At 71.2% G+C, this 26,742-nt stretch carries 28 protein-coding genes; 19 read left to right on the top strand and 9 right to left on the bottom strand.

Annotated features, from left to right (window positions below; translation table 11 throughout):
* The first annotated feature begins 1 nt into the window (after position 1).
* The gene (locus EJF31_RS20375) at positions 2–988 is read left to right on the top strand and encodes a B12-binding domain-containing protein (protein WP_125039024.1); all 987 of its coding nucleotides are present in this window, start codon (positions 2–4) and stop codon (positions 986–988) included.
* A gap of 3 nt (positions 989–991) precedes the next feature.
* Here the strand turns inward: EJF31_RS20375 and EJF31_RS20380 are convergent, their stop codons facing one another.
* Positions 992–2,149: a class I SAM-dependent methyltransferase gene (locus EJF31_RS20380; protein ID WP_125039025.1), complete on the bottom strand. Its 1,158-nt coding sequence runs from the start codon at positions 2,147–2,149 to the stop codon at positions 992–994.
* Between the two features lie 228 nt (positions 2,150–2,377).
* Between EJF31_RS20380 and groES the strand changes: the two genes are divergently transcribed.
* Together groES and groL are read left to right on the top strand one after the other, a co-directional pair.
* Complete coding sequence (gene groES / locus EJF31_RS20385) at positions 2,378–2,671, top strand: co-chaperone GroES (protein ID WP_125039210.1); 294 nt, start codon at positions 2,378–2,380, stop codon at positions 2,669–2,671.
* An 80-nt stretch (positions 2,672–2,751) separates the two neighbouring features.
* The gene (groL, locus tag EJF31_RS20390) at positions 2,752–4,377 is read left to right on the top strand and encodes a chaperonin GroEL (protein WP_125039026.1); all 1,626 of its coding nucleotides are present in this window, start codon (positions 2,752–2,754) and stop codon (positions 4,375–4,377) included.
* A gap of 69 nt (positions 4,378–4,446) precedes the next feature.
* On the opposite strand, the gene EJF31_RS20395 is transcribed toward groL, so the two are convergent.
* The 5 genes from EJF31_RS20395 to EJF31_RS20415 all read right to left on the bottom strand — a co-directional run bounded on the left by EJF31_RS20395 (position 4,447) and on the right by EJF31_RS20415 (position 9,346).
* Complete coding sequence (locus EJF31_RS20395; protein ID WP_125039027.1) at positions 4,447–5,784, bottom strand: hypothetical protein; 1,338 nt, start codon at positions 5,782–5,784, stop codon at positions 4,447–4,449.
* Complete coding sequence (locus tag EJF31_RS20400) at positions 5,778–6,323, bottom strand: SigE family RNA polymerase sigma factor (protein WP_125039028.1); 546 nt, start codon at positions 6,321–6,323, stop codon at positions 5,778–5,780. Before EJF31_RS20400 ends, EJF31_RS20395 begins: the two co-directional genes overlap by 7 nt.
* 101 nt (positions 6,324–6,424) lie before the next feature.
* Positions 6,425–7,297, bottom strand: a complete 873-nt coding sequence (locus EJF31_RS20405) for an ABC transporter permease (RefSeq protein ID WP_125039029.1) — start codon at positions 7,295–7,297, stop codon at positions 6,425–6,427.
* Positions 7,284–8,228 carry an ABC transporter ATP-binding protein gene (locus EJF31_RS20410; RefSeq protein ID WP_125039030.1) on the bottom strand — a complete coding sequence of 315 codons (945 nt, stop codon included), beginning with the start codon at positions 8,226–8,228 and terminating at the stop codon, positions 7,284–7,286. Before EJF31_RS20410 ends, EJF31_RS20405 begins: the two co-directional genes overlap by 14 nt.
* Positions 8,225–9,346, bottom strand: a complete 1,122-nt coding sequence (locus EJF31_RS20415; RefSeq protein ID WP_125039031.1) for a hypothetical protein — start codon at positions 9,344–9,346, stop codon at positions 8,225–8,227. The genes EJF31_RS20410 and EJF31_RS20415 overlap by 4 nt, the downstream gene beginning before the upstream one ends.
* A 79-nt stretch (positions 9,347–9,425) precedes the next feature.
* Here EJF31_RS20415 and EJF31_RS20420 point away from each other — a divergent pair, with 79 nt between their 5' ends.
* Entirely contained in the window at positions 9,426–10,088 is a 663-nt protein-coding gene (locus tag EJF31_RS20420; RefSeq protein ID WP_125039032.1) for a response regulator transcription factor, read from the top strand.
* Positions 10,085–11,476, top strand: a complete 1,392-nt coding sequence (locus tag EJF31_RS20425) for a HAMP domain-containing sensor histidine kinase (RefSeq protein WP_221767679.1) — start codon at positions 10,085–10,087, stop codon at positions 11,474–11,476. The genes EJF31_RS20420 and EJF31_RS20425 overlap by 4 nt, the downstream gene beginning before the upstream one ends.
* Here the strand turns inward: EJF31_RS20425 and EJF31_RS20430 are convergent.
* The gene (locus EJF31_RS20430; RefSeq protein ID WP_125039033.1) at positions 11,424–11,723 is read right to left on the bottom strand and encodes a YciI family protein; all 300 of its coding nucleotides are present in this window, start codon (positions 11,721–11,723) and stop codon (positions 11,424–11,426) included. The genes EJF31_RS20425 and EJF31_RS20430 overlap by 53 nt on opposite strands.
* Before the next feature lie 114 nt (positions 11,724–11,837).
* Here EJF31_RS20430 and EJF31_RS20435 point away from each other — a divergent pair, with 114 nt between their 5' ends.
* Together EJF31_RS20435 and guaB are read left to right on the top strand one after the other, a co-directional pair.
* Positions 11,838–12,737 carry a GNAT family N-acetyltransferase gene (locus EJF31_RS20435; protein ID WP_125039034.1) on the top strand — a complete coding sequence of 300 codons (900 nt, stop codon included), beginning with the start codon at positions 11,838–11,840 and terminating at the stop codon, positions 12,735–12,737.
* Positions 12,738–12,807: 70 nt separating this feature from the next.
* Complete coding sequence (gene guaB / locus EJF31_RS20440) at positions 12,808–14,310, top strand: IMP dehydrogenase (RefSeq protein WP_125039035.1); 1,503 nt, start codon at positions 12,808–12,810, stop codon at positions 14,308–14,310.
* On the opposite strand, the gene EJF31_RS20445 is transcribed toward guaB, so the two are convergent.
* The gene (locus tag EJF31_RS20445; protein ID WP_125039036.1) at positions 14,231–14,554 is read right to left on the bottom strand and encodes a hypothetical protein; all 324 of its coding nucleotides are present in this window, start codon (positions 14,552–14,554) and stop codon (positions 14,231–14,233) included. The two genes, guaB and EJF31_RS20445, sit on opposite strands and share 80 nt — an antisense overlap.
* 57 nt (positions 14,555–14,611) lie before the next feature.
* Between EJF31_RS20445 and EJF31_RS20450 the strand changes: the two genes are divergently transcribed.
* From EJF31_RS20450 to rnhA, 3 genes are read left to right on the top strand one after another with little or no spacing between them, the layout of a single operon-like run.
* Positions 14,612–15,718 carry a GuaB3 family IMP dehydrogenase-related protein gene (locus tag EJF31_RS20450; protein ID WP_125039037.1) on the top strand — a complete coding sequence of 369 codons (1,107 nt, stop codon included), beginning with the start codon at positions 14,612–14,614 and terminating at the stop codon, positions 15,716–15,718.
* Positions 15,719–15,722: 4 nt separating this feature from the next.
* Positions 15,723–16,520, top strand: a complete 798-nt coding sequence (locus EJF31_RS20455; protein WP_125039038.1) for a carbon-nitrogen hydrolase family protein — start codon at positions 15,723–15,725, stop codon at positions 16,518–16,520.
* Positions 16,521–16,540: 20 nt separating this feature from the next.
* Positions 16,541–17,005, top strand: coding sequence for a ribonuclease HI (gene rnhA / locus EJF31_RS20460; protein ID WP_125039039.1), 465 nt, complete (start codon positions 16,541–16,543; stop codon positions 17,003–17,005).
* A 5-nt stretch (positions 17,006–17,010) separates the two neighbouring features.
* Here the strand turns inward: rnhA and EJF31_RS20465 are convergent, their stop codons facing one another.
* Positions 17,011–17,442, bottom strand: coding sequence for a RidA family protein (locus EJF31_RS20465; protein WP_125039040.1), 432 nt, complete (start codon positions 17,440–17,442; stop codon positions 17,011–17,013).
* A gap of 58 nt (positions 17,443–17,500) precedes the next feature.
* On the opposite strand from EJF31_RS20465, the gene EJF31_RS20470 reads away from it, so the two are divergent.
* The 9 genes from EJF31_RS20470 (at position 17,501) to EJF31_RS20510 (ending at position 26,718) form a co-directional block, all read left to right on the top strand.
* Positions 17,501–18,169 carry a fumarylacetoacetate hydrolase family protein gene (locus EJF31_RS20470; RefSeq protein WP_125039041.1) on the top strand — a complete coding sequence of 223 codons (669 nt, stop codon included), beginning with the start codon at positions 17,501–17,503 and terminating at the stop codon, positions 18,167–18,169.
* Between the two features lie 50 nt (positions 18,170–18,219).
* On the top strand, positions 18,220–18,705 hold the full coding sequence (locus EJF31_RS20475) for a cupin (protein WP_125039042.1): 486 nt from the start codon (positions 18,220–18,222) through the stop codon (positions 18,703–18,705).
* Positions 18,702–19,622, top strand: coding sequence for an acyl-CoA thioesterase II (locus EJF31_RS20480; RefSeq protein ID WP_125039043.1), 921 nt, complete (start codon positions 18,702–18,704; stop codon positions 19,620–19,622). The genes EJF31_RS20475 and EJF31_RS20480 overlap by 4 nt, the downstream gene beginning before the upstream one ends.
* Positions 19,619–21,277: an AMP-binding protein gene (locus EJF31_RS20485; RefSeq protein WP_125039044.1), complete on the top strand. Its 1,659-nt coding sequence runs from the start codon at positions 19,619–19,621 to the stop codon at positions 21,275–21,277. The genes EJF31_RS20480 and EJF31_RS20485 overlap by 4 nt, the downstream gene beginning before the upstream one ends.
* Entirely contained in the window at positions 21,274–23,661 is a 2,388-nt protein-coding gene (locus tag EJF31_RS20490; RefSeq protein WP_125039045.1) for a bifunctional salicylyl-CoA 5-hydroxylase/oxidoreductase, read from the top strand. The genes EJF31_RS20485 and EJF31_RS20490 overlap by 4 nt, the downstream gene beginning before the upstream one ends.
* Complete coding sequence (locus tag EJF31_RS20495; RefSeq protein ID WP_260430992.1) at positions 23,658–24,494, top strand: PaaX family transcriptional regulator C-terminal domain-containing protein; 837 nt, start codon at positions 23,658–23,660, stop codon at positions 24,492–24,494. The genes EJF31_RS20490 and EJF31_RS20495 overlap by 4 nt, the downstream gene beginning before the upstream one ends.
* Before the next feature lie 15 nt (positions 24,495–24,509).
* Positions 24,510–24,773, top strand: coding sequence for an RNase H family protein (locus EJF31_RS20500; RefSeq protein ID WP_260430993.1), 264 nt, complete (start codon positions 24,510–24,512; stop codon positions 24,771–24,773).
* A 287-nt stretch (positions 24,774–25,060) separates the two neighbouring features.
* Entirely contained in the window at positions 25,061–25,777 is a 717-nt protein-coding gene (locus EJF31_RS20505; protein WP_125039046.1) for a hypothetical protein, read from the top strand.
* Complete coding sequence (locus EJF31_RS20510; RefSeq protein WP_125039047.1) at positions 25,762–26,718, top strand: beta-ribofuranosylaminobenzene 5'-phosphate synthase family protein; 957 nt, start codon at positions 25,762–25,764, stop codon at positions 26,716–26,718. Before EJF31_RS20505 ends, EJF31_RS20510 begins: the two co-directional genes overlap by 16 nt.
* Positions 26,719–26,742: the final 24 nt, after the last annotated feature.

Raw genomic sequence — 26,742 nt, forward strand, 5'->3', positions numbered from 1 at the left:
CATGTCCGGGTGGGAGGCCTACTGGACGGCTCTCGCGGAGGGTGATCGCGACCAGGCGATCACCTTGATCCAGCGAGCCCTCGACGAGGGGGCCGCGCCGCGCGAGGTGCTCGACGAGTTCGTGCTCGAGGCCCAGCACCGGATCGGCGAGCTGTGGCTCGAGGGCGAGTGGACGGTGGCCCAGGAGCACGAGGCCACGGCGGTCAGCGAGAGCCTCGTGCACTGGCTGGCCTCGGTCGCCTCGCGGCCGCCGACCCTCGACGGGCGTGCCCTCCTGGTGTCCTGCCTCCCCGGCGAGCGGCACGCCCTGCCCGCTCTCGTCGTGGCCGAGGGCCTGCGGATGGAGGGCCACCGCGTGCACTACCTCGGCGCCGACCCCGAGCCGTCCTCGCTGCTGAGCGAGGTGCTCGACCTCGGGCCGAGAGCCGTCCTGTTCAGCGGGTCGCTCACCTCGGCCCTCGGCACGCAGAAGTCGATGCTGGTCAGCCTCCGCGCGCTCGGGGTGCCCGTCGTCGTGGGCGGTCAGGCGTTCGGACTCGACGCCCGCCGGGCGCGTTCGCTCGGGGCCACGGTCCACGCCCCCAGCATCGAGGCCGTGGTCGAGGTGCTGGACCGGCTCCCCGCCCGGCTCCCACGGCTGCCCGACCTCGAAGCGGTGCCGGGCGAGGCCGAGGGCGCCTGGCTGGAGGATGCCCGGCCCGAGCTGGCGGCGTACGTCGTCCGGCAGGTACGCCGCCGCGTCGGGGACGAGGGCGGCACCCCGGACTGGTGGACCGACTACGAGAGCAACGTCGACCACCTGGTCGGCTGCCTGGGCGCGGCGCTGGTGACCGGGGACGACACGATCATGCTCGAGGTGCGGGAGTGGATGACCCGGATGCTCACGCGTCGCGCCGCCCCGTCCACGGTCATGGAGCTGACCTGGGACACCCTCGCGGGCCGGGTCCGCGGCCACCCGATGGCCCGGCTGCTGCTGGCCTCGGCGTAGCCGTCAGAAGGGTCGGACGAGGAGGGCCGTGCCGCTCCCGGCGACCCGGGTGAGCACGACCGTGGCGGTCTCGTCCCCGGAGAGGTCGAGGCGCTTGCGCAGCTGCTCGGGCACGACCTCGACGCCGCGCTTCTTGATGGTCAGGGCGCCGACGTTGCGCTCCCGAAGGGCCGCGCGCAGGGCCTTCTCGCGGTAGGGCAGCTCCTCGAGCACCTCGTAGCCGCGGGCGAAGGGGGTCCGCATCGCCTCGTCGGAGGTGACGTAGGCGATGTGGGCGTCGACCAGGCCGCCCCGCACCCCGGCGGCGACGGCGGTGACCAGGCCGGCCCGGATCACCGCGCCGTCGGGCTCGTAGAGGAATCGACCGACCGGTACGACGCCGGCGCCCGGGTCGTCCTCCTCGGTGAGGGTGGCCAGCCCGCCGTCGCCGATGACGGTGGCCCGGCGCTCGGTGGTGGCCAGCCGGCCCGACCAGAGCGCGGCCTCCTTGACCTCGCCGTGGTCGCTGACCCACTCGGCCTCGACCCCGGCCGGGATGATCGCGTGCGGGATTCCCGGGGCGACCTTGACGCACGCGTCGCGGCGCAGCAGGCCCTCGACGAACGGCCACGGCGGGGTCCAGTCCTCGACGTCGAACGTGCGGCCGCGGCCGGTGCGTCGCGCCGGGTCGGCGAAGGCCACGTCGAAGGGGGAGTGGTCGACCCCGGTGGCGTCGGCGACCATGACCGCGCCCGGCAGGTCGAGGGCGGCCAGGTTGGCCTCGGCGACGGCCACCCGCACGGGGTCGAGGTCGACGCCGGCGCAGGTCAGGCCGGCGCGGGCGGACGTGATGAGGTCACCGCCGATGCCGCAGCCCAGGTCGACCAGCGTCTCCATCTGCGCGGCCTGCAACCGGGCGGAGCGGTGCGTGGCGACGGGGAGCCGGGTCGCCTGCTCGAGGCCGTCCGGCGTGAAGTACATCCGCGCCGCGAGGTCGCCGAACTTCGCCTCCGCCCTGCGGCGCAGCCCGACCTGGGTGAGCGCCGCGGCGACGTGCCCCGGATCCGCCGTACGACGGAGCTGGGTCTGGGCGTGCAGCGGGTCGGCCGGGGCGTCGGCGGCGCGGGCGAGCAGCTGCTGGCCGTCGTCGGTCAGCAGCCACCGGAAGTCGTCGAGGTCCACGAGGCGATCCTCGCAGAGCGTTGGGCGAACGTTCAGGTGGGCTTCTCTGGCACTCCGCTGGGGCGAGTGCTAACGTCTGATCTGGCACTCTCGCCATGAGGGTGCCAGTGCTTGCGACGAAGAGCGACCCCCGCGACGGCGCCCTTCCCAGCAGGCCCCAACGTCCGGAGGCGCGTCCCGCGCCTTCACCCCAGAGTCAGACAAGTGGAGAAAGTGGAGGTCGACATCGTGTCGGTCAACATCAAGCCCCTCGAGGACCGCCTCGTCGTGAAGCCCCTCGACGCCGAGCAGACCACGGCCTCCGGCCTGGTCATCCCGGACACCGCCAAGGAGAAGCCCCAGGAGGGCGAGGTCCTGGCCATCGGTCCGGGTCGCATCGACGACAACGGCAACCGCGTCCCGCTGGACGTCAACGTCGGCGACAAGGTCATCTACAGCAAGTACGGCGGCACCGAGGTCAAGTACGCCGGCGCCGAGTACCTCATCCTGAGCGCCCGCGACGTCCTCGCCGTCGTTTCCTGATTTCACCGGGTCGTGCTGCCCACGGTGCGCTCCTGCGCACCCTGGGCGGCACGACCCGAACTCGTTTCTAGAGGAGACCAATGCCCAAGATCCTGGAGTTCGACGAGAACGCCCGCCGCTCGCTCGAGCGCGGCGTGGACAAGCTCGCCAACGCCGTCAAGGTGACGCTCGGCCCCAAGGGCCGCTACGTCGTCCTCGACAAGAAGTGGGGCGCCCCCACGATCACCAACGACGGTGTGACCGTCGCGCGGGAGATCGAGCTGGACGACCCGTTCGAGAACCTCGGTGCGCAGCTCACCAAGGAGGTCGCCACCAAGACCAACGACGTCGCGGGTGACGGCACCACCACCGCCACCGTGCTGGCCCAGGCGATGGTCCACGAGGGCCTGCGCGCCGTGGCCGCCGGCTTCAACCCGATGGGTCTCAAGCGGGGCATGGACGCCGCGGCCGAGGCCGTCGGCGACGCGCTGCGCGAGGCGGCCCGCGAGGTCGAGTCCCGCGAGGACATGGCCTCCGTGGCCACGATCTCCAGCCGCGACAGCGTCATCGGCGACCTGCTCGCCGAGGCCTTCGACAAGGTCGGCAAGGACGGCGTGATCACGGTCGAGGAGTCCAACACCATGGGCACCGAGCTGGAGTTCACCGAGGGCATGCAGTTCGACAAGGGCTACATCTCGGCGTACTTCGTCACCGACCCCGAGCGCATGGAGGCCGTCCTCGACGACCCCTACATCCTGCTGCACCAGGGCAAGATCTCCGCGATCTCCGACCTGCTGCCGCTGCTCGAGAAGGTCATCGCCGCCGGCAAGCCGCTCTTCATCCTCTCCGAGGACGTCGAGGGCGAGGCCCTCTCGACCCTGGTCGTGAACAAGATCCGCGGCACGTTCAACGCGGTCGCCGTCAAGGCTCCGGCGTTCGGTGACCGCCGCAAGGCGATGATGCAGGACATCGCGACCCTGACCGGTGGTCAGGTCATCGCCCCCGAGGTCGGCCTCAAGCTCGACCAGGTCGGTCTCGAGGTGCTGGGCCAGGCCCGCCGCGTCGTGATCACCAAGGACAACACCACGATCATCGACGGTGCCGGTGACGCCGCCGCGGTCGAGGGTCGCGTCAACCAGATCAAGGCCGAGATCGAGAACACCGACTCCGACTGGGACCGCGAGAAGCTCCAGGAGCGCCTCGCGAAGCTGGCCGGCGGCGTGTGCGTGATCAAGGTCGGCGCCGCCACCGAGGTGGAGCTGAAGGAGAAGAAGCACCGCATCGAGGACGCCGTCTCCGCGACGCGCGCCGCGATCGAGGAGGGCATCGTCCCCGGCGGTGGCTCCGCGCTCATCCACGCGGTCTCCGTCCTCGACGGCGACCTCGGCCTCACCGGCGACGAGGCGGCGGGCGTGCGCATCGTGCGCAAGGCCGCCGACGAGCCGCTGCGCTGGATCGCCGAGAACGGCGGCGTCAACGGCTACGTCGTCACCTCCAAGGTCCGCGAGCTCGGCATCGGCAACGGCTACAACGCCGCCACCGAGGAGTACGGCGACCTGGTCGCCCAGGGCGTCCTGGACCCGGTCAAGGTCACCCGCTCCGCGCTGGTCAACGCCACCTCGATCGCGGCCATGCTGCTGACGACCGAGACGCTGATCGTGGAGAAGCCCGAGGACGAGGACGACGCCCCCGCGGGCGCCGGCCACGGGCACGGCCACGGCCACTGATCCACCCGTCGCGTCCTGACGCGACACCGCACCGACCCGTCGTCAGCTGACGACGGGTCGGTGTCATTTTCAGGGGGTCAGCCGTCCGACGTGCTGCACCTGGCCGTGGCCGTGGTTGGTCGGGGTGCTCCACAGGAACGTGCCGTCCGGCGTCGGGCCGCCGTTGCCCCAGTGCGACATCCCGTCGCTGATCCGCAGCAGCCGATCGGTCGCGAGGTCGTAGAGGTAGGTCCCCGCCCGGCCCGGCTCGTACGCCGAGACCTCGACGAGGCTGCCGTCACCGCCGGCCCCGGCGAGCATGCCGTCGCTGCTGCTGTCCTGGATCGTGACGACCTGGTCGCCGTCGGTCGTCAGCACCTGGACCCGGTCGTCGCGGACGTCGCCGTAGGTGCCGCAGTACTGGCTCAGCACGACCCGGTCGTCGGTCGCCCCGAAGCCCAGCAGGTTGCACCGGTCGCCGGAGTGGGGGTCGAACGCGTGCTCCTCGCCGGTCGCGAGGTCGCGCACGTGCACCTGCCCGGCGTCGCCGTTGCTGCGGTCGGTCCACACCATCGAGTGCGGGGTGAAGGCCAGCTCGCCGAAGCGCAGGCCCTCGTCGCGGGCGTCGGAGCCCTCGGTCAGCGAGACCGACCACAGCTCGAACGAGTCGCCCTGGGCGTCGGCGTCCTCGGCGTCGCCGCCCGGCTGGGTCGGCCAGCCGCCCGGGGGGATCTTGCCCTGCGTGGCCGGCGTGCCGACGTACAGGCGCCCGTCGGGGCCGACCTGGGCCGATCCGGGGAAGCCCACCGCCGGCAGGCCGGGCCAGGTCACCGCCGACCACGTGCGGGAGCTGCGGTCGAAGACGTAGGCCGTCAGCGTCGAGGCCTGACTGCCGGCCGCGCCCACGAGGGCGAGGCGGTCGGACCCGAGCTCGACCGGCCAGGTCTGGGTCTGGCCGATGTGCAGGTCCGGCAGCCAGTCCTTGGTCCCCGTCGCCGGGTCGAGCAGCGCGAAGCGCGGCCGCAGCTGGTCGGCCCGCGGCCCGTCGCGGAAGAGGACGAGCCCGTCGTCGGTGACCCCGTCGAAGTACTGCCCGTTGTCGGCGTCGAGGTTGTCGTTGGTGTACGACGCCAGCTCGGTGTAGTCGCGTCCGGCCACGGCCGGGGTGGCGTCGGCGAGGCTGGTCGTCGGCGCGTCCGGGGCCGGCCGCGACGCCGGACCGGCGGCGTGGTCCGTGCCGGGACCGCCGAGCGCCAGCGCGGTCACGACGCCCGCGACGGCGATCGCCGACACGGCGCCGGAGCCGACGAGGGTCCGCCGGCGGCGTACGCGGGACCGGCCGAGGCGGAGCACCTCGCCGAGGTCGGCGTGGTCCTCGGGGGCGTGCTCGACGTTCTCCCGCAGCAGGGTGCGCAGCTCGTTCACCACGGCAGGCTCCTCTCTCCGGCGACCGCGAGCTCGTCGCGGGCCGCCGCCTCGAACATGGACCGGAGACTGCTGAGCGCCCGGGACGTCTGGCTCTTGACCGTGCCCTCGCTGCACCCGAGGGCGATCGCCGTGGCGTGGACGTCGAGGTCCTCGAAGTACCGCAGCACCACGCAGGCCCGCTGCCGCTCGGGCAGCCGCGCGAGCGCGGCCATCAGGGCGGCCCGGTCGGCGACCGCGCCCGCCACGTCGTCGGGCGTCGCGCCCTCGTGGTGCTCGGCAACCGGCAGCTCGGTGCTGGAGCGGCGCCGGGCCGAGTCCAGGAACGCGCTGACGACGGCCTTGCGGGCGTAGGCGAGCTCGCCGCCGTTGCGCACCAGCCGCGGCCACGCGACGTACACGCGGACCAGGCCCTCCTGGACGTGGTCGGACGCGCGGTCCCAGTCGCCGCACAGCAGGTAGGCCGTCCGGCGCAGCCGCGCCCGCGACGCGGCTGCGAACTCCGTGAACGCCTCGTCCCCGGCCTGGTCCCTGCGCCTCATCAGCGGTTCTTCCCCCGAGTCTCCATGTCCCTCTGAACGAGGTCAGCCGGCATTCGGTTGCACGCGACAGCGAAGCACCGAGACCCGGAACGGTCCCACACCTAGCTGGTGACGTCCTTGCCGGCGAAGCGGGCCCAGGCCGCGAGGAAGAACACCACGGCGTAGGCGCCCGCCACGTAGACCCCCTTGGTCACGCCGCCCCACACGACCGGGTCCCGGAGCAGGTCCCCGAACGCGGTCCAGTGGTGGGTGATGAGGTAGGGGTGCAGCCAGGACACCTGGGGGATGGCGTCGAGGATCAGGCTGGTGGCGCTGAAGAAGACCGTCGCGATCGTGGCGGCGATGGGCTGCTCGGTGAGGGTGGAGATGAACAACCCGACCGCGCCCAGCGAGGCGAGGCAGAGCGCGATGTAGGCCGAGGCGACCAGCACCCGCACGAACCCGTTGGTGAAGGAGACCTGGCTGCCCGACAGGGTCGTGAGGTCGCCGCCACCGAAGAGCGCCAGGCCGACCACCATCCCGGTCACGGTGACGGTGAGGGTAGCCACGAAGGCGAAGATCACCACCGCGACGTACTTGACCCCCAGCAGACGCAGCCGAGCCACGGGTGCCGTCAGCAGGTAGCGCAGGGTGCCGACGTTGGCCTCGCCCGCCACCGAGTCGCCCGCGATCACGCCGATGGCGAGGGGGAGGAACAGCCCGAGCTCGATGGTGAGCGCGGACAGCGCCACGAACAGCCCGTTCTCCGTGATGGAGCGGAAGAAGTCCGGCGCCTCCTCGCCGGGGCGCGACGCGGTGCTCTTCACGGCGATCGCGATGAAGATCGGGACCGCGGCCAGCACCAGGAGGCCGATCTGGTTGCGCCGTCGACGGAAGATCAGCCGCAGCTCCGAGCGCAGGAAGCGCAGTGAGGGCCGGCGTACCGGTCTGATCCCCGTGTGTACGACGCCGGTCGCCACCTCAGCCGCTGACATCGAATCCCTCCCCGGTGAGCGCGACGAAGATGTCCTCGAGGAGCGGGGCGTCGACGACGTACCGCGTGACCGACAGCCCGGCGTGCACGCAGGCGGTGACCACCTTCTCCGGCGCGACCGAGCCCAGCCGGCCGGCGGCACCGCCCGGGGTGACCCGGACGTCGGTGAGGCCGAGCTCGCGCATGATCCGCGCGGCCTCGGCGGGCTGGTCGGTCTCGATGCGCGCCTCGGTCTCGCGGACCCCGCGGACGTCGGCGGCCGTGCCCTGGGTGACCAGGCGACCCGCGTGCATGATGCCGATGTGGGTGCAGACCTGCTCCACCTCGGAGAGCAGGTGGCTGGACACGAGCACAGTGGCGCCCTCGTCGGCGAGTGAGCCGATCAGGGCGCGGACCTCGCGGGTGCCCTGCGGGTCCAGCCCGTTGGTCGGCTCGTCGAGCACCATCAGGTCCTTGGGGGTGAGCAGCGCCCCGGCGATGGCGAGCCGTTGCCGCATGCCGAGCGAGTAGGCCCGAAAGCGCTTCCCGGCGGCGGGCCCCAGCCCGACCCGCTCGAGCGCGGCGTCGACGCGCTGCTTCGCGGTGTCCGGGTCGGCGGTCCGGTCCGCCGCGTCGAGCCGGAAGAGGTTGTCGCGGCCGGACAGGTACGGGTGGAACGCGGGGCCCTCGACCAGCGCACCCACACGCGGCAGGGCGTCCACCACGCGCTCGGGCACGGGGCTGCCCAGCAGCTCGATGGAGCCGGCTGTCGGCTGGACCAGCCCGAGCAGCATCCGGATGGTCGTGGTCTTCCCCGACCCGTTGGGTCCGAGGAAGCCGTAGACCGCTCCGGACGGCACCTCCAGGTCGATCCCCGCCACGGCCTGGTGCGCGCCGAACGCCTTGGTCAGTCCCGCCGTCCGGACGGCGGGTGTCGTCGAAGCCTGGCTCACGGGCTCGAGAGTGCGGCGTAGAGGGCGTCGGGAGCAACCGACCCTGCGGCCACGCGCCCGTCGTCGGTCACCAGCACGGAGAACAGGGTGCCACGCCACAGGTGCCCCGAGCCCCAGCTGCCCGAGACCACGGGCAATCGCTTGACGACGCCGTCGAAGCTGCCCAGCCCGCCGCCGGACGCCTGGGACTGGGGCAGCGTGGCCACCACGACCGAGGCCCATCCGCTCCCGACCACCGTGGGCGCGGCTGCGGACCGGTCACCCTCGTGGGTCGCGGGATCCGTGCCCGGGTCTCCACTCCTGTCGGTGCCGTGCTGGCCGAGCATCTCCGACACGGTGGCTCCGGGCGGCGGGTTGAAGGCGAAGACCGAGTCCGAGGGGACGCTCGGGTCGAACGCCGTGAAGCCGACCTCGAAGGCCGGATCGGTGGAGCCTCGGGGGAAGACCTGGACCCGCAGCGGGATGTGGGTCGCGCCGTCGATGGCGATCTTCACCGTCCCGACCAGCGTGGAGGCGTCCTTCGGCTCGAGGACGAGCTGGTACGCCGATCGGCCGGCCACCACGGCGGCGGGATCGGTCGTGACGCTGGTCGTCGGGGTGATCTGCTCGAGGGCCATGTCCGCGGCCTCCTGCGGGGTGACCGGCGCGTCCGTGACCGGGGTGTCGGCGGGGTCCGGTGTGTCGGCCGAGGCGGGGATCGTGGCGTGCTTCGCGGTGTTGGAGCTGCTCGACCAGAGCCACACGTCCGGGCCGTTGCGGATCAGGTCCGACTCGCTCATGTCGCCGAGCAGCGCCAGCCGGGCCTTGGAGGGCCCGGCGTACCAGACGCGCAGCGTGTGCGACCCGGACACCAGGCTGGTGAAGTCCGCGCTGGACCTGCCTCCCACGTTGGGCAGGGCGGGCAGCCCGAGGTTCGAGGTCTGCACGATGGTGCCGGACAACCCCGCCACCCTGGCCTTCTGGACGTCGACCAGGAGCTGGGCCGCGCTGCGGGGCGACAGGGCGTCCCGTGCCCCCGCGCTGATGGTGGCGATGGTCGCGCCGGCACTGGCGAGGAGCAGCGCCGCCACCAGGGGCGCGAGCCAGCGCAGCACAGGGCGGCGGGCGAACGTGGTCATGGTCCCTATTCTGGGGATCGGCGCTGTGAAGTCGCTGAGAACCTGTGCCCGGCGACAGGTCGAGCGTGAGGATGTGGGCGTGCGGCTGCTGGTGGTGGAGGACGAGGTGCGCATGGCGCACGCCCTGCGCCGGGGGCTGAGCGCGGACGGCTACTCCGTGGACATCGCCCACACCGGGCCCGCGGGCCTGACCGCCGCCCGGGAGGGCGAGTACGACGCGGTCCTGCTGGACGTGATGCTCCCGGGCATGTCCGGCTACGACGTCGTCCGCACCCTCCGGGCCGAGGAGAACTGGGTCCCGGTCCTGATCCTCTCCGCCAAGGACGGCCCCCACGACCAGGCCGACGGCCTCGACTGCGGCGCCGACGCCTACCTGGTCAAGCCGCTCTCCTACGTCGTCGTCCTGGCGCACCTGCGGGCCCTCATGCGGCGGCCGCGGGACGCCAGGCCGGTCGTGCTCAGCTGGGGTGACGTGTGCCTCGACCCGGCGGTCCACGAGGTGACGCTGGGTGGCGAGCCCGTCAGCCTGAGCCCCCGTGAGTACGTGCTCCTCGAGTACTTCCTGCGCAACCCGGACCGCGTGCTCACCAAGGTCGAGCTGCTCGACCAGGTCTGGGACGGCAGGCACGACCCCAACGCGGTGGAGGTGTACGTCGGCTACCTGCGCCGCAAGCTCGGTGCGGAGCTGGTGCGGACGGTGCGCGGCGCGGGATATCGGCTCGGCGGGTCCGCGATCGCATGAACGCCCCGTGGCGGTCGTGGTCCCTCCGCTCACGGCTGATGGTCGTCGGGCTGCTCGGGTTGGCGATCGCCCAGGCCGTCGGGAGCGTCGCCCTCGCCGCAGCACTGCACGTCGCCACCGAACGACGGGTCGAGCACGCTGCGCGGGCGACGGCGGCCGAGGTGGTGAGCCTCGCGAGGGCCGGTCGCCTGCCGAGGACGCTTGCGGTCTCGGGCGTGGAGACGGTGCAGGTGCTGGACGAGCGGGGCCGCGTGGTGAGCGCGTCGCAGAACGCAGACCCGCTCACCGCGCTGCTCACACCGGCCGAGGTGGCTCGGGCGCTGACGGACTCGGTGACCGTGCCGGGTTCACGCGTTGCCACGGGTTCGGAGCTGCAGGTGTGGTCGACCCGGGTGACCGCCCAGGGCCGACAGCTGACCGTCCTGGTCGCGGAGCCGATCGACCAACGGATCTCGAGCGACGCCCTGCTCCGGCGCGTGCTGGTCATCAGTTTCCCGCTGCTGCTGGTGGTGCTCGGCCTGATCGCCTGGCGCGTCATCGGTGCCGCCATGCGCCCGGTCGAGGAGCTCCGGTCCTCGGCCGACCGGATCTCCGGGTCGGCCCGCGGGGAGCGACTGCCGGTGCCGCCGTCCGACGACGAGGTGCACGCGCTGGCGGTCACGCTGAACTCGATGCTGGACCGCCTCGACCGGGCGCGGGACCGGGAGGCGGGCTTCGTGGCGGACGCCGCCCACGAGCTGCGCAGCCCGCTCGCGTCGATGCGGATGCAGATCGACGTGGCCCGGAGGCTCGGTGACGGCGGCCAGCTCGCCGAGGAGCTGCACGCGGACGTGGTCCGGCTGGGGGCCCTCGTCGACGACCTGCTGGCCTTGGCCCGGCTGGACGCCTCCGACGACGAGCCCGCGGTGGAGCCGGAGCCCGTTGCCGTGGGTCCCGTGATGGAGGACGTCGCTCGCGAGTGGACCTCGCCCGGGGTCCGCATCGAGGTGGAGCCCGGGGCTCGCCTGTCGGTGTCGATGGGTCCGGGGGAGCTCGAGCGCGTCCTGGCGAACCTCGTCGCCAATGCCGCGCGGCACGCTCACACCATCCGCCTGTCGGCCTCGATCCTCGCGGACCTCGTGGTGGTCGCCGTCGAGGACGACGGACCCGGTGTCCCGTCCGGGGACCGGGAGCGGGTGTTCGAGCGGTTCACGCGCCTCGACGACGCGCGCGATCGCGACGCCGGGGGCGCCGGGCTCGGGTTGGCCATCGTCCGCGGGCTGGTCCGGAGCCGGGGCGGGGACGTGCGACTGTCCGACGCGCCGGCCGGGGGTCTCCGCGTCGAGGTGCTGCTGCCTACTCCCGGCCCCGGAGCAGCGAGACCCGGAACGGCCGCAGCTCCCCGGTGACCACCCCGCGCGCGATGGCGGGATCGGACTCCATGATCGCGCGGGCCGCGTCCTCGTCGGGGGCCTCGAAGACCGTGATGCCGGTGTTGGTCGGACCCAGCGTCGGGCCGGCCAGCACGAGCACGCCGTCGGCGAGCAGCTTCTGGAGGTGGGTGAAGTGCTCCCCGAAGACCTCGCCCTCGTGCTCGGTCATCGTCTCGGCGAAGTCGGTCTGCGGAGGGTGCAGGAAGTAGATCCACTCGGCCATCCGGCCATTGTTCCACCGCCGAAACACGGCGGACCCGATCCGGCAACACGTCCGGGTCAGGCTCGGTGGGTCGACCGGCGACCGGCGCCGGCGCGTCTCGAGGGGGAGATCACCATGCTGTGGCGAGTCCGCACCACCCTGCCCGACCGACCGGGCGCCCTGGCCGTGCTCGCGCAGAGCTGCGGCGCCGCGGGCGTCAACATCCTGGGGCTGCAGATCTTCCCCGGGATCGAGACGGTGACCGACGAGCTCGTGCTGCGCACGCCCGAAGATTGGGGCCTGCCGGAGATCGCCGAGCTGATCGAGGCCTCCGGCGGGCAGTCCGTGAGTGCCTCGCCGTGCACCGAGGCGGCGCTGACCGACCAGCCGACCCGCTACGTGCAGGCCGCACGCCAGATCCTCGCCCAGCCCGCGTCCTTCCCCGAGATCGTCGCCCTGCTCTTCGACGCCGAGGCGGACCCGGTCGCGGGCACGCTGACCCCCGTCCAGGACGTCATGGACATGATGGTGGGGGAGGTGCAGGTCCAGGTCCGTCGTACGGCGCCCTTCACCGCGACCGAGCACGCCCGCGGCGTCTCGATGGCCGACCTGGTCAGCGACGTTCTGGCCCGCGGCCGCGAGTCCGCGCTGGCCCCGACCCTGGGCCGCCGGGTCGGCGCCGGGGCGACCCCGGAGTACGTCGTGGAGGGCGACGCCGTCTCGGCCCTCATCGACGGCACCCCGGTCGGCCTGGCCGTCGTGCGGCCGCCGGTCGAGGACCCCGAGGTGCGGCCGGTGACGCTGCGCGTCGACCCCGCCTGGCAGCGCCGCGGCATCGGCACCCGGCTGCTCGTGGACGCGGCGCGGCTGGCGAACACCATGGGGGCCTCGGAGATCGTGCTGACCACCCGCGCCGACAACCAGGCGGTGCTGCCGATGGTCCTCGCGGCCGGCCTCCGCGGCCGGATCCGGATGGCCGCCGACGTGCTGACCGTGCGGGTGCCGGTGCGGGAGCTGCGCCCGGTCCGGCGCTGAGCGCGGCGACCGCGCCCTTCGTGCTCATGGCGGCTCCCTGAGCCGCGGGGGCGCCCCGTAGGATCTGCGCATGGAGGTACCCGAGAAGTTCGCTGCCCTGGGCCTGACCTACGACGACGTCCTGCTGCTGCCGGGTCACTCCGACCTGGCGCCCGCGGACATCGACACCACGACCCGCCTGACCCGCGAGATCTCGATCAACGTCCCGCTGATCAGTGCCGCGATGGACACCGTCACCGAGTCGCGGATGGCCATCGCGATGGCCCGCCAGGGTGGCGTGGGCGTCCTCCACCGCAACCTCTCGATCGAGGACCAGGCCTACCAGGTCGACCTCGTCAAGCGGACCCAGACCGGCATCATCTCCAACCCCGTCGTGATCGGCCCCGACGCGACGCTGGAGGAGCTCGACCGCATCTGCGGCGAATACCGCGTCTCCGGCCTCCCCGTCGTCGACTCCGACATGCGCCTGCTCGGCATCATCACCAACCGCGACCTGCGGTTCACCCCCGTCGCGGAGTGGGCCACCACGAAGGTCGACGAGGTGATGACGCCGATGCCGCTGATCACCGGCCCGGTCGGCATCGACCGCGACGAGGCGACGCTCCTGCTGCGCAAGCACAAGCGCGAGCGGCTGCCGCTGGTCGACGACGAGGGCCGCCTCGCCGGCCTGATCACGGTCAAGGACTTCGTGAAGTCCGAGCAGTTCCCCAACGCGTCGTACGACGCCGACGGGCGCCTGCTCGTCGGTGCGGCGATCGGCTACTTCGGCGACGCCTGGCAGCGCGCGACCACCCTCGTGGAGGCCGGGGTCGACGTGCTGGTGGCCGACACCGCCCACGGCAACGTCCGGATGCTGCTCGACATGGTCCAGCGCCTCAAGACCGACCCCGCGACCCGCCACGTCCAGGTGATCGGCGGCAACGTCGCGACCCGCGAGGGCGCGCAGGCGTTCGTCGACGCCGGCGCCGACGCCGTCAAGGTGGGGGTCGGGCCCGGCTCGATCTGCACCACCCGCGTCGTCACCGGCGTGGGCGTCCCGCAGGTCACCGCGGTCTACGAGGCGAGCCTGGCGACCAAGCCCGCCGGCGTGCCCCTCATCGCCGACGGCGGCATGAAGCACTCCGGCGAGATCGCCAAGGCCCTCGTGGCCGGCGCCGACTCCGTGATGCTCGGCTCGCTGCTCGCGGGCTGTGAGGAGTCGCCGGGCGAGCTGGTCTTCGTCAACGGCAAGCAGTACAAGTCCTACCGCGGCATGGGCTCGCTGGGCGCGATGTCGAGCCGCGGCAAGAAGTCCTACTCCAAGGACCGCTACTTCCAGGCCGAGGTCACCAGCGACGACAAGATCGTGCCCGAGGGCATCGAGGGCCAGGTCGCCTACCGCGGCCCGCTCGCCGCGGTCAGCCACCAGCTCATCGGCGGGCTCAACCAGTCGATGTTCTACACCGGCGCCCGCACCATCGCCGAGCTGCAGGAGAAGGGCCGCTTCGTGCGGATCACCTCCGCCTCGCTGACCGAGAGCCACCCCCACGGCGTCCAGATGACCGTCGAGGCCCCCAACTACACCGGTCGCTGAGCCGCTGCGGCTCAGCCGCGCCGCACACCTCGACGCAGTGGTCGACGTACTCGCGCGCCGACCAGGTCTCCGGCTCCGGCCGGCGGTCGGCGTCGGGATGGGTGAGGAGGCGCTCGAGGTCGGCGTACGCCGTGATCAGCCGCTCGGTCTCGTCGCGGCCGTCGGTGAGGTCGCGGGCGTCGAACCCGCACTCGTCGCAGAGCTCGACCAGGCGGCCGTCGACCGCATGCCAGGTGTAGGTCACGTCACCACCCTTCGAAGCGGGCGCCGTGCCGGGGCGCCGCCTCGCTAGGCTGTGTCGGTGACAGAGATCGAGATCGGCCGTGCCAAGCGCGCCCGCCGTGCCTACTCCTTCGACGACGTGGCCATCGTGCCGTCGCGCCGCACCCGCGACCCGGAGGAGGTCAGCGTCGCCTGGCAGATCGATGCCTACCGCTTCGACCTGCCGGTCATGGCCGCGCCGATGGACTCGGTGATGTCGCCGGAGACCGCGATCGCCTTCGGCAAGCTCGGCGGCCTCGGGGTGCTCAACCTCGAGGGTCTCTGGACGCGGTACGACGACCCCACGCCGCTCCTCAACGAGGTCTCCAGCCTGCGGGGCTCCGACGCGACGCGTCGGATGCAGGAGATCTACGCCGAGCCGATCAAGCCCGAGCTGATCACCGAGCGCCTCAAGGAGATGCGCGAGGGTGGCGTCACCGTGGCCGGGTCGCTGTCCCCGCAGCGCACCAAGGAGTTCTTCAAGACCGTCGTCGAGGCGGGCGTCGACATGTTCGTCATCCGCGGCACCACCGTCTCCGCCGAGCACGTCTCCAGCCAGGCCGAGCCGCTGAACCTCAAGGAGTTCATCTACGAGCTCGACGTGCCGGTCATCGTCGGCGGCTGCGCGACCTACCAGGCCGCGCTGCACCTCATGCGCACCGGCACCGCCGGCGTGCTCGTCGGCTTCGGCGGCGGCGCGGCCCACACGACCCGCACCGTGCTCGGCGTGGCCGTGCCGATGGCCTCGGCCGTCGCCGACGTGGCCGCCGCCCGCCGCGACTACATGGACGAGTCGGGCGGCCGCTACGTCCACGTCATCGCCGACGGCTCGATCGGCCGCTCCGGCGACATCGCCAAGGCGATCGCGTGCGGCGCCGACGCGGTCATGGTGGGCTCGCCCTTCGCGCGCGCCTCCGACGCTCCCGGCCACGGCTTCCACTGGGGCGCCGAGGCGCACCACGGCGAGCTGCCGCGCGGCGAGCGGGTGGAGTTCGGCACGGTCGGCACCCTCCAGGAGATCCTCTTCGGCCCCTCCCGCGTCGCCGACGGCACCATGAACCTCATCGGCGCGCTCAAGCGCTCGATGGCCACCACCGGCTACACCGAGCTCAAGGAGTTCCAGCGGGTCGAGGTCGTCGTCGAGTGACGGCGTGACTGTCCTGCGGGTCGCCGCCGCGCAGGCCACCTGCGTCGCGGGGGACGTGCCCGCCAACGTCGCCACCGCGGCCCGGCTGGTGCGGCTGGCCGGGAGCCAGGACGTGCGGCTCGTGCTGCTGCCCGAGGCGTTCCTGACCGGCTACGACCCGGGCGTCTTCCTGGGTGAGGTCCCGGCCCTCGAGGGCTCCTGGCTCGACCCGCTGCTGGAGGCCGCGGCCGAGACCGGCGCCGTCGTCGTGGCCAGCACGCCGCTGGCCCGGGGGTCCGCCAAGACCCTGTCGATGCTGGTGGTCCGGCCGGGCGGCGAGGTGACCGCGCCGTACGACAAGCAGCACCTCGACGCCGACGAGACCCCCTTCTTCGTGCCCGGCGACCACGGCGCCTCGATCACCGTCGACGGCCTCGAGCTGGGCCTGTCGATCTGCTACGACAGCTCCTTCCCCGAGCACGCCCGCGACGCGGCCGACGCCGGCGCGGTCGGCTACCTCAGCTCCAGCGCGTTCTTCCCGGGCAGCGCGCACCGCCGCGACACGGCCCTGGCGGCGCGCGCCCTCGACCACGGCATGTACGTCGTCCTCGCCGCCATGACCGGCCGCTGCGGGCCCTACGACTTCATCGGCGGCTCGGCCGTCCTGGACCCCGAGGGCCGCCCGCTCGCCCGGCTCGGCACCGAGGAGGGGCTGGCCATCGCCGACCTCGACCCGGCCCTGGTCGAGGAGACCCGCGCCGTACGCCGGATGCACGCCGACCGGCGCGCGACGCTCGGCCCGCGGGTGCACGAACGCGCCTGACGCATGGAAGGATCACGCCCGTGAGCAGCGAGGACGAGGTCGTCATCCACACCGACGGCGCGTGCGTCCCCAACCCGGGTCCGGGTGGCTGGGGTGCCCTGCTCCGGCAGGGCCCGCACGAGCTCGAGCTGTGCGGCGGCGACCCCGGCGAGACCACCAACAACCGGATGGAGCTCACCGCTCCGATCCGCGCCCTCGAGATGCTCAAGCGGCCGGTCGTCGTGCACCTCTACACGGACTCGACGTACGTCCGGAACGGCATCATGAAGTGGGTGCCGGGCTGGATGCGCAACGGCTGGATGACGTCGGCCAAGCAGCCGGTCAAGAACGTCGACCTCTGGAAGCAGCTCCAGGCCGCCTGCGAGAAGCACACCGTCGAGTGGCACTGGGTCAAGGGCCACGCCGGCGACGAGGGCAACGAGCGCGCCGACCGCCTCGCCGCCAAGGGCCTCGAGGAGGCCGCGGCCTCCGGCGTCGCGAGCTGACCCGGTCAGCTCGCCGGACGCGACAACCGCTCGTCAGGAATGACGGCAACGCCGAGGATCTCGATGAGTGCTTCGGGCTGCCACAGCCCCGTGGTGCCGATGCCCGCCATCGCGGGATAGACCGGCCCGGCCAGCTCGCGCCACACGGCACCGATCTCGCGGCCGTGCGCCTGGTAGTCGGGGATGTCCGTGAGGTAGATCGTGATCGAGACCAGGTCCTCCGGAACCCCGCCTGCCTCGCGCAGCGTCGTCAACACGTTGCCGAAGGCCTGGCGGAACTGCTCGACGATGCCGCCCTCGACGATGCGCATGTCGGCGTCGAGCGCCGTCTGCCCTCCCAGGTAGAGCGTGTTCCCGCTCAACGTGCCGTGGGAGTAGCCGCTCGGCGCCGGCAGCGACGGGGGATTGACGGGAATCGGCGCGAGGTGGGAAGCCATGACGGGGACACTAGGACGTCTATTGACAATCGCGCAACGTTCGTGAGCAGAATGAAATATGTCGTCCGGCGCCCACGCCCTGCCTCTCGCCTCCCCGGGCAAGGTCGTCTGCTGCGGCCTCAACTACGCCGACCACATCACCGAGATGGGCCGCGAGCTCCCGACTCACCCGACGCTCTTCGCGAAGTACGCCGACACGCTGATCCCCGACGGCGCCGACATCGTGCTTCCTCGCGGCGTCCAGGTCGACTGGGAGGCCGAGCTGGCCGTGGTGGTCGGGGCCGAGATCCGCGGCGCAACCCGCGATGAGGCCGAGCGGGCCATCGGCGGCTACACCGTCGCCAACGACATCTCCGTGCGCGACTGGCAGAACCGGACGCTCCAGTGGTTCCAGGGCAAGGCCTGGGACGCCACCACGCCCATCGGTCCCGTCGTCGTCCCGCCGGACGCCCTCGACCCGAAGGAGGGCGTCGAGGTGATCTGCCGCGTCAACGGCGAGGAGCGTCAGCGCGGCAACACCCGCACGCTCGTCTTCGACTGCCCCGAACTCCTGGCCTACATCTCGACCTTCACGGTGCTGCGCCCCGGCGACGTCGTCCTCACCGGCACACCCGGGGGAGTCGGGATGGGCATGACCCCGCCGACGTTCCTGGCCGACGGCGACGTCGTCGAGACCGAGATCCCCGGCATCGGGACCCTCACCAACACCGTCCGCCTCACCGACTGACACCCGGCACGACCAGCGTCCGCCCAGATCCAGCACAGAACAGGACTCCCGTGGATCCCAACCTCGACAACTACGTTCTCGAAGGCGACGCCTCCATGTACGCCAACGAGTCGGGACTCGTCGTCCCCTTCGTCACCCGCGCCGGGCAGGAGCCCGACCTCACCGGGCAGAGCGAGGGCGCCGTCCGCGTCAGCGGCGTCAGCATCCAGCACACGCCGGCCACGAAGCTGTGGTTCGGCCAGGTGCGCAACCTGGCCGGCTACCGCTCGGTCCCTCACCACCACGGCGAGGCCGAGACCGGTGGCTTCGTGCTCTCCGGCCGGGCGCGGATCTACTTCGGCGAGCGCTTCGAGGACTACCTCGACATGTCGGAGGGCGACTGGGTCTTCGTCCCGCCGTTCATGCCCCACGTGGAGTGCAACCTCGATCGCAACAACCCGCTCACGTGGATGACCGCCCGGACGCCGGAGAACATCGTCGTCAACCTGCCGCAGGTCGACGACGCCGACCTGCCCGGCTGGGCGGACCGCCCGTGAGCGCCACGTCCACCGCGGCGCCGACGTCGCGGACCTTCACCGACGCCGTCGCGCTGCGCGAGTGCGAGGCGGAGGTCTTCGACCGCGCGTTCACCGCCACCACCCAGCCCTGCCCGTGGCCCAAGGCCTACGGCGGCGACATGGTCGCTCAGGCGCTCGTCGCCGCCTCGCTCACCGTCAACGACGGCAAGTCCATGCACTCGATGCACTCCTACTTCATGCGGCCCGTCGACATCGGCGCCGAGGTCCGCTACGAGGTCGAGCTGCTGCGCGACGGCCGCGGCTACAGCACCCGCCAGGTCCGCGGCTTCCAGAACGGCAAGCCGGTCTACGTCTGCCTGGCGAGCTTCGCTGCCGGCGAGCCAAGCGGCAGCTTCCAGGCGACCGCACCCGCCGACCTGCCCGGCCCGGACGAGCTGCCGACGTCGGCGACGTACCTCGAGGGCCGCACCGGCGGCACCATGACCGAGGCGTCGAAGGCCTACTGGTCGAGCGGGCGCAGCTTCGACATGCGCCACGTCCCCGGCCCGGTCTACCTCACCGTCGAGGGCGGGCAGTCGCCCCACCAGGCGATCTGGGTGAAGCCGTACGACGCCCTGCGTCCGGTCGAGGGGCTCACCGAGGCCCAGCGCGACACGGCCGCCCTCGCCTACGTCTGCGACTACACGATCCTCGAGCCCGCCCTGCGGGTCCTCGGACTCGCCTGGGCCGATGAGGGTCTCGTGACCGCCAGCCTCGACCACGCCATGTGGTTCCACCGGCCGGTGTCGATGGGTGACTGGCTGTTGTACGCGCAAGAGGCGATGTCGGTCGAGGACGGCCGCGGCTCCGCCGTCGGCCGCTTCTTCGACCCCGGCGGCACGCTCGTCGCGACCGTCGTCCAGGAGGGCATGCTGCGCGCGGGGAGTGGTCGATGAGCGCGCCACACCTGGGCCCGTCGGGCTACGCCGACACCTTCGCGCGCGACCACCTGCCGCCGGCCGACCAGTGGCCGACGCTGGAGTTCACGACCGACTGGTTGCACTACCCCGACCGCCTCAACGCCGGCGCTGAGCTCCTCGATGCGGTCATCGACAGGCACAGACCGGATCGGCCGGCCCTGCGCACGCCCGACGGCGAGGTCTGGACCTACGGCCAGCTGCTGACCCGCACCAACCAGATCGCCCACGTGCTGGTCGACGACCTCGGTCTGGTCAGCGGGAACCGCGTCCTGCTGCGCTCTCCCAACAACCCGTGGACCGTCGCCGCCTGGCTGGGTGTCCTCAAGGCCGGCGGCATCGTCGTCACCACCATGGCCGCGCTCCGCGCGACCGAGCTGGCTCCGATCGTGCAGAAGACCCGGCCGGCCGTGGCACTGGTCGACCACCGCTTCGTCGACGACGTGCACACGGTGCGCGACGGCGTCGCACCCGACCTGGTCGTCGTCGCCTACGGGGGCGACGACGAGGACGACCTCACCCGTCGCCTCGAGGGCCACTCCGGCGACTTCGACGCTGTCGACACGGCCGCCGACGACGTCGCTCTCTTCGGACCCACCTCCGGCACCACCGGCGTCCCGAAGATCACGACGCACTTCCACCGCGACGTGCTCTCGATCGACAACACCTTCGGTCGCGCCGTGCTCAGGCTCGAGCCCGACGACCTGGTCGCCTGCACCGCCCCGCTCGCCTTCACCTTCGGGCTCGGGATGCTCGTGGTCTTCACGCTCCGGGCGGGCGCGTGCGCGCTCCTCACCGAGTCGGCGACGCCGGCCCAGCTCGCCGACCTGGTCGCCGAGCACGGCGTCACCGCCCTGGCCACCGCGCCGACGGCGTACAAGCAGATCCTCGCCTCAGGGCGCATCGAGAAGCTCCGTGGCCTTCGCGTCGCGGTGTCGGCCGGCGAGCACATGGCACAGGCGACGTGGGAGCGAATCGAGCAGGAGATCGGCATCAAGGTGATCGACGGGATCGGCGCCACCGAGATGCTCCACATCTTCATCTCGGCCGCCGGTGACGACATCCGCCCCGGCGCCACCGGAAAGCCGGTCGCCGGCTACCGTGCCGCGATCCTCGACCCCGACGGCAACGAGCTCGGCGACGGACAGGAGGGCCGGCTCGGCGTCATCGGCCCGGTCGGGTGCCGCTACCTCGACGACGAGCGCCAGCGCGGCTACGTCGTCAACGGGTGGAACGTCACCGGTGACACCTTCGTCCGCGACGCGGACGGCTACTACTTCTACCGCTCGCGCACCGACAACATGATCGTCTCCTCGGGCTACAACATCAGTGGCCCGGAGGTCGAGGAGGCGCTCGCCACCCACCCCGACGTCGTCGAGGTCGGTGTCGTCGCGGCTCCCCACGAGGAGCGCGGGGCGATCGTCTGCGCCTTCGTCGTGTTGCGCGAGGGCGTCGAGGGGGACGCCGGCAAGGTCACGGAGCTCCAGGACCACGTCAAGGGTCGGCTGGCCCCGTACAAGTACCCCCGCGACGTGCGCTTCCTCGACGCGATGCCGCGCAACACCAGCGGGAAGCTCCAGCACTTCAAGCTGCGCCAGATGGCCCAGTCCGAAGGAGCGGAGGGGCCGGCATGAAGATCGCCATCGCCGGTGGCGGACCCGGAGGCCTCTACTTCGCGACGCTGATGAAGACGCTCGATCCCTCGCACGACATCACCGTGTGGGAGCGCAACGCCCCTGACGACACCTTCGGCTTCGGCGTCGTGTTCTCCGACGAGACGCTCGGCAGCATCGAAGGCGCCGATCGAGTCGTGCACGAGCGCATGGAGAAGCGCTTCGCCCGGTGGACGGACATCGACGTCGCCGTCACCGACCGGGAGGGCGACACGCAGTCCTTCACCGTCGGCGGCCAGGGCTTCGCGGCGATGTCGCGCAAGGAGCTGCTCCAGATCCTCCAGGAGCGCGTCGCCGAGCTCGGGGTGACCGTGCACTACCGCACCGAGACTCCCGACCCCGACGAGCTGCGGTCGTCGTACGACCTGGTGCTCGCCTCCGACGGGCTCAACTCCCAGATCCGCACCAAGTACGCCGACCGGTTCCGGCCCTCGCTCGACAGGCGGCACAACAAGTACATCTGGTTCGGCACCGACCTGGTCTTCGAGGCGTTCCAATTCTTCGTGAAGCAGACGGAGTGGGGCACCATGCAGATCCACGGCTACCCGTTCTCCGAGTCGGGCTCGACCTTCATCGTCGAGATGCACGAGGACGTGTGGCGTCGCGCAGGACTCGACCGCACCGAGTCCGAGACCTTCCCGCCGGGCACCTCTGACGAGTACGCCGTCGAGCGGATCGCAGCGATCTTCGCCGACGAGCTGCAGGGCCACGAGATCCTCACCAACAACTCCAAGTGGCTCAACTTCCACACCGTGCGCAACGAGAGCTGGCACGACGGCAACGTGGTGCTGCTCGGCGACGCTGCGCACACCGCCCACTTCTCCATCGGCTCCGGCACGAAGCTCGCCATGGAGGACGCCCTCGCCCTCGCCGCCTGCCTGCACGAGCACCCGACGCTGGAAGAGGCGCTGGAGGCCTACCAGACCGAGCGCAAGCCGGTCGTGGAGTCGACCCAGCGCGCGGCCCAGGCGTCGCTCGAGTGGTTCGAGAACATCGGGATGTACGCCGATCAGGCCCCCGCGCAGTTCGTGTTCAACCTGCTCACCCGGTCACGACGGATCACCTTCGAGAACCTCCGGGAGCGCGACGCCGAGTTCGCGGCGCGGATGGAGGCGGAGTTCGCGCGGAGCCAGCACGGTGAGGACGGAGCGCCGGCGATGTTCCAGCCGGTGCGCATCGGCGATCTCGAGCTGAAGAACCGCGTCATCCTCTCGCCGATGGACATGTACTCCGCCACCGACGGGATGCCCGACGACTTCCACCTGGTGCACCTCGGGTCGAAGGCCCTCGGCGGCGCGGGCCTGGTCATGACGGAGATGACGTGCGTGTCTCCCGAGGGCCGGATCAGCCCCGGCTGCCCCGGGATCTGGAACGACGCGCAGCGCGACGCGTGGAGCCGGGTCGCCGCGTTCGTCCACGAGCGGACGACCGCGCGCATCGGGATGCAGCTCGGCCACTCCGGCCGCAAGGGCTCGACGAAGCTCATGTGGGAGGGCATGGACGAGCCCCTGGACGAGGGCAACTGGGAGGTCCTGGCGCCGTCGCCGATCGCCTACGGTGCCGGTTGCCACGTGCCGCGCGAGGCCACCCGCGCCGACCTCGATGCGGTCGTCGCCGACTTCGTCGCCTCGGCGGAGCGTGCGGTGCAGGCCGGCTTCGACCTCATCGAGCTGCACGCCGCGCACGGCTACCTGCTGAGCTCCTTCCTCTCGCCGGTGTCGAACCAGCGCACCGACGACTACGGCGGCTCGCTGGAGAACCGGATGCGCTTCCCGCTCGAGGTCTTCGACGCCGTCCGGGCGGCCGTGCCCGGCCACGTGCCGGTCACCGTGCGCATCTCGGCGACCGACTGGATGCCGGACGGCAACACCGACGAGGACGGAGTCGAGATCGCGCGCGCCTTCATCGAGCACGGTGCCGCCGCGATCGACGTCTCCACGGGCCAGGTCAGCAAGGACGAGAAGCCGGCCTTCGGGCGGTCCTACCAGACCCCGTTCGCCGACAAGATCCGCCACCGGGTCGCAGCCCCCGCCGGCGTACGGGTGATCGCGGTCGGCGCGATCTCGAGCTACGACGACGTCAACTCGATCCTGCTCGCCGGTCGCGCCGACCTGTGCGCGCTGGGCCGCGCCCACCTCTACGACCCGAACTGGGCGCTGCACGCCGCCGCCGAGCAGGAGTACGCCGGCCCGGGCGCGGACTGGCCGGACATGTGGGCCGCGGGTCGCCGGCGCCCGCCCACGTCGCGGACCGACAAGATCCCGCCGCGGCTCCAGCTCCTCCGGGAGGGCGTGGACGACCGGGTGCACCTCCGCTGGACCCCCGCTGGCACGGTGCGGACGTGACCCAGCCCAACCGCCAGTCCCGCTCCACCGTGATCACCTTCCTGGGAGCGGTGGTGCGGCCGCTCGGGTCGTGGATGCCGATCGCCGGCACCGTCGAGCTGCTCACCCAGGCCGGGCTGGACGCGCCTGCCGTCCGCACGGCGGTGCACCGGCTCAAGGGCAAGGGCTGGCTGGAGTCCGAGGCGCGCGACGGCGCCCGCGGCTATGCCCTCACCACCGCCGCGCTCGAGACGCTGGCCGCCGGGGACGAGGTGATCTGGCATGCACGCACCCCGGCCGACCTCGCCGACGGTTGGTGCATCGTCCACTTCGGCGTGCCGGAGACCATGCGGGCCAAGCGTCAGCAGCTCCGCGCCCACCTGTCCTCGCTCGGCTTCGGCAACGTCGGCACCGCGCTGTGGATCGCGCCCGCCCGGATGCGCGCTGCCGCCGAACGGGCGGTCGCCGAGCTCGGCCTCGAGGCCTACACCGCCGTCTTCGTCGGCGCCTACCACGGCACGCAGGACCTCACCGCGCTCCTCTACGGCAGCTGGGACCTCGCGGCGATCGACGAGGCCTATCGCGAGTTCGTCGCGACGTACGAACCTGGCGTCGCTGCTGCCGAGCGCAGGCAGCCAGACCACGCATCCGCCTTCGTCACCTACCTCCAGGCCCTGGACCAGTGGCGCAAGCTGCCCTACATGGACCCCGGGCTTCCCGCCGAAGTCCTGGCGTCGAGCTGGCACGGCCCCCAGGCAACTGCCGTGTTCGAGAGGCTCGTCTCGGCGTTGGAGCGGCCCGCCCTGGTCCATGCCCGCACCCACTGGCCGGCTCTCGGGACCAGGCCCGAGTGAGGGTCACCGTTCGTCGTGCACCTCTCCACGAACTCGACGTACGTCCGGAACGGCATCATGAAGTGGTTGCCGGGCTGGATGCACAACGGCTGGATGACGTCCGCCAAGCAGCCGATCAAGAACGTGGACCTCTGGAAGCAGCTCCAGGCCGCCCACGAGAAGCACGCCGTCGAGTGGCACTGGGTCAAGGGCCACGCCGGCGACGAGGGCAACGAGCGCGCCGACCGGCTGGCTGCGAAGAGCCTCGAGGAGGCCTCGGCCTCCGCCGTCGCGAGCTGACCAACGCAGGGAGAGGGCTGGCGTCCTTCCGCCCAGAATGACCGCGCCCTGCGACAGCCTCCACCAGCACGGAGCATTCCGGACGGGCCTACCTAAGCCCCGTGAAGTTGGCGGCTCCCAGCCGGCCCGGGCGTCGCATTCGAAGCGCAGAGGCCACCTCGCCAGCAGAAGGACTTGCCCTGGCGCCGCTTGTGCGGTTCTGTCGGATCGCGGGGTCGTCACGACTACGCTTGCTTCACCCCAAACAAGGAGCCGTCCTGAGCAAGGCCAAGTTCTCGACTACCACCGTGGTCTACTACCTCGCGCACGTTGTCCTCATCCTTATCGGGGCCATCTTGTGCGCCATCGGTTCTGATGTCGCCGCAGCGATCGGAACGGGCCTTATAGCCACTGGCGCGGCCGGCGCAGTCATCTACGTCTACGTAGCCAGGACCGACGGAGTGAGGTACCGGCTCGAATCTCTCTGGACGTCAGGAGTTGAACGAATCTACGTTCAGCGGGCCGCCCAGATCCGCCAAGAGTACGACGACCGTCTGGGCCGTGCTCATAGCCAGATCGACATCATCGGGTTCGGATTGAAAGACTTCCGCCGCGACTATCTCGACAAGCTAGGAACGATGAGCAGTCGTGCCCATATCCGCATTCTCTTGCTTGACGCCGACAGCGCCTATGCCGCACAGCGCGACAGCGAAGAGGAGCAGACCCCAGGAGTCATACAGTCAGAAGTCGCGGAGTTCTTGAAGCAATACAACAATCGGTATGGCTCAGAGCCCGGATTCAACACGGGTCGCCTCCAGGTCCGCACGTACAAGTCGCTGCCAACCGTCAACATCTTCAGGATCGACGATGACCTGTTCTGGGGTCCATATCTGAGCGGCCGCGCAAGCAGCAACACGCTGACCGTTCGCATCCGTCGAGGCACGTCGATCTTTGATCAACTTGAGGCACACTTTGCGGACATCTGGAGTCGGTTCTCTGAGGAGCCATCTTGGTCGCACCTCTGACCCGTGTCAGTGCGCCTTCTCGCTTGCACATGGGGCTGATTGATCTCGCGCACGCGACGCCGAGGACCTACGGAGGGTTCGGGCTCATGATCGATCACCCGGGTGTGATCGTCACCGGCAGGCCAGCGAAAGTGACCACACTCTCCGGGGATCTGAGCCTGCCGGAACGAGACGTGCTAACCCGCATCGTTGAAACTCTGTGTTCTGCCCACGCCCTGCCTGGTTGCGACATCGAGATCGTCGCACAGCCTCGAGCCCACGCCGGCTTGGGTCGCGGCACCGCGCTCAGGCTGGCGGCGCTCGCGTGTGTGGCGGCAGGCAGTGAAATTGCCATCGACAGTGACGAGATCCGACGCCTCTCGGAGCGCGGGGGCACAAGCGGGGTGGGCGTCAGCGGCTTCTTTGCGGGCGGCTTGATCGTTGATGCCGGTCACCGAGGCAGGCGGGCCTTCGCGCCCTCAGCGGACGTCCATCCCACGAGCACACCACCCGTGATCAGCAGGATCGAGCTGGACCCGCGCTGGTTCGTCACGCTGGCCTTGCCTACCACGAAAGGCAAGAGTGGAGTCGGTGAGTCCGACTTCTTCCAACGGAGTACACCGGTGCCCGCGTCAGACGTGTTGTCGCAGCTCGCCCTGCTCTATCACGGGATCTTGCCAGCGCTTGTGGAGCGCGATCTGGTTGCCGCTGGAACGCACTACGCCCAGTTCTCACGCTTAGGTTTCAAATCCTTGGAGATCGCTGCTTCGCCGGCCTCGCTGTCAGCAATCGAACTATTGTCCACAATCGCCCCTTTTGTCGGAATGTCGAGCGTTGGCCCCTGTGTCTTCGCGATATCCGAAGAATCGATACTTCGCCGCGCTACGTCTCGATTGCCCTGCAACTATACGGTTATTGAAACCCGCGCAAATAATGTCGGCCACGTGATTTGTGATGCCTAGACCATATCCGCGCGCTGCCTTCTT

Origin of the sequence: Nocardioides sp. LS1 (assembly GCF_003865225.1) — a bacterium.
Classification (GTDB): domain Bacteria; phylum Actinomycetota; class Actinomycetes; order Propionibacteriales; family Nocardioidaceae; genus Nocardioides; species Nocardioides ginsengisegetis.